Annotated in this window: 4 protein-coding genes and 2 tRNA genes; 3 read left to right on the top strand and 3 right to left on the bottom strand. The window is 61.9% G+C overall.

The window, feature by feature from the left end; all coding sequences use genetic code 11:
- Positions 1-366 precede the first annotated feature (366 nt).
- Entirely contained in the window at positions 367-615 is a 249-nt protein-coding gene (locus EOC06_RS30995) for a hypothetical protein (protein WP_127272210.1), read from the bottom strand.
- Between the two features lie 443 nt (positions 616-1,058).
- Positions 1,059-1,133: transfer RNA gene (locus EOC06_RS30990), tRNA-Asn, on the bottom strand.
- A gap of 222 nt (positions 1,134-1,355) precedes the next feature.
- Here EOC06_RS30990 and EOC06_RS30985 point away from each other — a divergent pair.
- Complete coding sequence (locus EOC06_RS30985; protein WP_024503836.1) at positions 1,356-1,613, top strand: hypothetical protein; 258 nt, start codon at positions 1,356-1,358, stop codon at positions 1,611-1,613.
- A gap of 24 nt (positions 1,614-1,637) precedes the next feature.
- On the opposite strand, the gene EOC06_RS30980 is transcribed toward EOC06_RS30985, so the two are convergent.
- Complete coding sequence (locus EOC06_RS30980; protein WP_127267807.1) at positions 1,638-1,841, bottom strand: hypothetical protein; 204 nt, start codon at positions 1,839-1,841, stop codon at positions 1,638-1,640.
- Between the two features lie 221 nt (positions 1,842-2,062).
- Here EOC06_RS30980 and EOC06_RS30975 point away from each other — a divergent pair.
- Together EOC06_RS30975 and EOC06_RS30970 are read left to right on the top strand one after the other, a co-directional pair.
- Positions 2,063-2,136 (top strand) — tRNA-Cys (locus EOC06_RS30975).
- Between the two features lie 90 nt (positions 2,137-2,226).
- Positions 2,227-2,780: protein-L-isoaspartate O-methyltransferase (locus EOC06_RS30970; protein ID WP_164898823.1), on the top strand; the 554-nt coding region annotated here is incomplete at its 3' end.

The raw sequence follows: 2,780 nt of genomic DNA, 5'->3' as shown, positions 1-2,780 counted from the left end.
GCGCCTCCGCGCCGTCATCAGCGGCGTGGGCCGCTCTCGCAGATTACGCCACGGCTCTCAGCGGAGGCTCCGCGATCGTCCCAAGGCCGTCGCATTCCGCGCAGGCGCCCGTCTTTCCGGGGCAGCCGCCCCGATGGGTTCCCTGCGGGCAGCAGTGCCCGTTTGACACGTGCCACTTGGAGCAGTCGAAAACCCTGCCGCTGCCATGACAGCGCGGGCATTCCATATTCGATGAAATCATACCAATTCTTGCCCAACCCAAACGCACTCGCCCTGCGCCGCAAGTAACAGGAATCATTGCGCTTTCAAGCACATCGCCCTGACTTAAATTGGGGGGATCGACGGATGGCCGGCGTCGATGGCGAGCTATTGTTGCGCCGTAATCAGGTTCCCCGTGAAGACCTTGCTCGCCACAAGCCGCGTTGGGCATTGACCGGCAACAATAGGCTGCGCCGGCTTGTCCCGTTCGTTCTCGGCGGTCACAGCAACTGCGTCATCGGGCTGCGCGTTTGCGGCCTGTGTGGCCGTGGACGCGAAGAGCACCGTCTGGGTGATGAGAGCGGAAACTGCGGCAACCTGGACCAGCACGGCGGCGAGGGCGATCTTCTTCAGCATGCGAGAAAACGCTCTTCGATGTTCCCGGTTCCCCACGCATTCAGGTTTTCTGCTCGCTACGGAACAAGAGACCGGCAGGGCGGTTAACTCGGTTATGCCGAGCAAGATCAAAGAGCCACCATCGACGCCCGCACCGGAGAAGGTACCTGTGCAACGCCGGGACAAAGAAGCCCCGCCCGAGCTTGAGCATGTCGACCCGCCACCGCGAGATGTGCGAGAGGCACCGGCACCCAACCCGAACGGCGACAAGAGATAAGATCGCCGAGATCGCAGCAAGGCCTTATGCCTGCTCGCGCGAACCTTCCCGATGCCGCGGCGTCATCGAGAGCGCTGGACAGCGGCGCCAGGTCAAGTTGAGAATCAACCTGCTGATCGCGATTTTGCAGACATGCCATAGATCAGCCCCTATGGGCGACCTGACCGTCTCAAGGCCTTGAAAAATTTGGCTCCCCGGGCCGGATTCGAACCAGCGACCAACCGGTTAACAGCCGGTTGCTCTACCACTGAGCTACCGGGGAACGGATGCTCTTATGTGAGTGGCGCAGCCTATAGCTGCCCTTTTCGGCTTTGCAAAGAAGCTTTTCACATTTTTCCGAGGCTTTTTCGCGCAGGCCTTTCTCGCAATCGTCGACGGTTGCCCTCATATTAGCCGTCTTGGCAGGGATATGGAACCGAAAGCGCGGCGGCGGCTATGGTTCCAGCATGCTTGCGAAAAATCAAACGGGTCAATTTTCGAGACGATGACAGCACAAGACAACCAGATGCCGGCGCGGAAAATCTCCGTTTTCGGGCGCGAGTTCAAAATGCCGCGCTCGCGCGGGCTCAGAATCACGATTGGCATCCTGCTGACCATCGGCGGTATCCTCGGTTTCCTGCCGATCCTCGGCTTCTGGATGGTTCCACTCGGATTGCTGGTGCTGTCCTATGAATTCGCCATGGTTCGCCGTCACCGGCGTCGCTTTGTCGTCTGGTGGGAACGGCGTCGCCGGCCCGATTGACCGCCGATAGCGCAGGGTGGGTGTTCAACGGGCGGCGTGTTCTTCCAGTGCCTCATGGATCTGCTTGAGAATCGCCGCGGCCGAGGCAAGCCTTGCCCTGTCGTGCGGCGACAGGCTGTCCGCACCTTCGATGGACAGACGGTCGATTGCGTAATGCAGAAGCTCTCCGCATTGTAGCAGGGACAGGCCGGACGAGGCACTCGTATTTGCTGCCATTGTCCGGCGCATGGCTCTTCCTCCTGCCATGTCCAACGCACGGGCCGCCGATGAGTTTCTCCTCCGGGCAGGCTATGCTTAATTGTCCGCTAATGGAGCGGTCAGGCCCGGTCCGACGATTTGCCGGATGCCGTCCGGACTGACGCTAGGAAACCGTTCGGAATGCACGGTGGCCGCTTGACGGCATTTTCGCCGCAACCTATTGGAACCGGGTGGAACGCCGGGAGCAATGAGGCCTCGTGGCGGAGTGGTTACGCAGAGGACTGCAAATCCTTGCACCCCGGTTCGATTCCGGGCGAGGCCTCCAATGCCCGGGCCCCCGCGCTGCAGCGCAGGGGCCTGAAGTTCCTGACACAATGGACCGCGGTTCTGGCGCGGCAAGCGGATTGGTTGGGACATGAGCGCTGATTTCTCCGAACTACGCGTCAAGATGGTCGACGGCCAGGTCCGCACCACCGATGTGACCAGCGCGCCGCTGCTTGATGCAATGCTTGTCATCCCAAGAGAGATGTTTGTCGGCGCCGCCCAGCGCGATCTCGCCTATATCGACGAGGACATCCGCATTGCCGCCGGCGCGGACGGCGCACGGTACCTGATGGAAGCATCCCCGTTGGCCAAGCTTATCCAACTGGCCGAGATCAACCCGACCGATTCGGCGCTCGATGTCGGTTGCGGAACCGGCTACGCCTCGGCCATCCTGTCGCGGCTGGCCGGGTCCGTGGTGGCGCTTGAGAGTGATTCGGCGCTGGCGGAAACCGCCAGATCGACACTTTCGTCGCTGGGCTGCGGCAATGTGACCGTCGTCCAGGGTGCGCTGCCGCAAGGGCATGCCGCCCAGGCGCCTTATGACGTCATCCTTGTCGGCGGCAGCGTCGCGGAAGTCCCTGTGACGCTGCTGGACCAGCTCGCCGAGGGCGGCCGCCTTGTCGCCGTCGAAGGGCAGGGCAATTC

Source organism: Mesorhizobium sp. M7A.F.Ca.MR.362.00.0.0 (assembly GCF_004023175.1).
GTDB lineage: Bacteria > Pseudomonadota > Alphaproteobacteria > Rhizobiales > Rhizobiaceae > Mesorhizobium.
The sequence above is the reverse complement of the archived record's forward strand: the minus strand, read 5'-3'. Positions and strand labels throughout refer to the sequence as shown.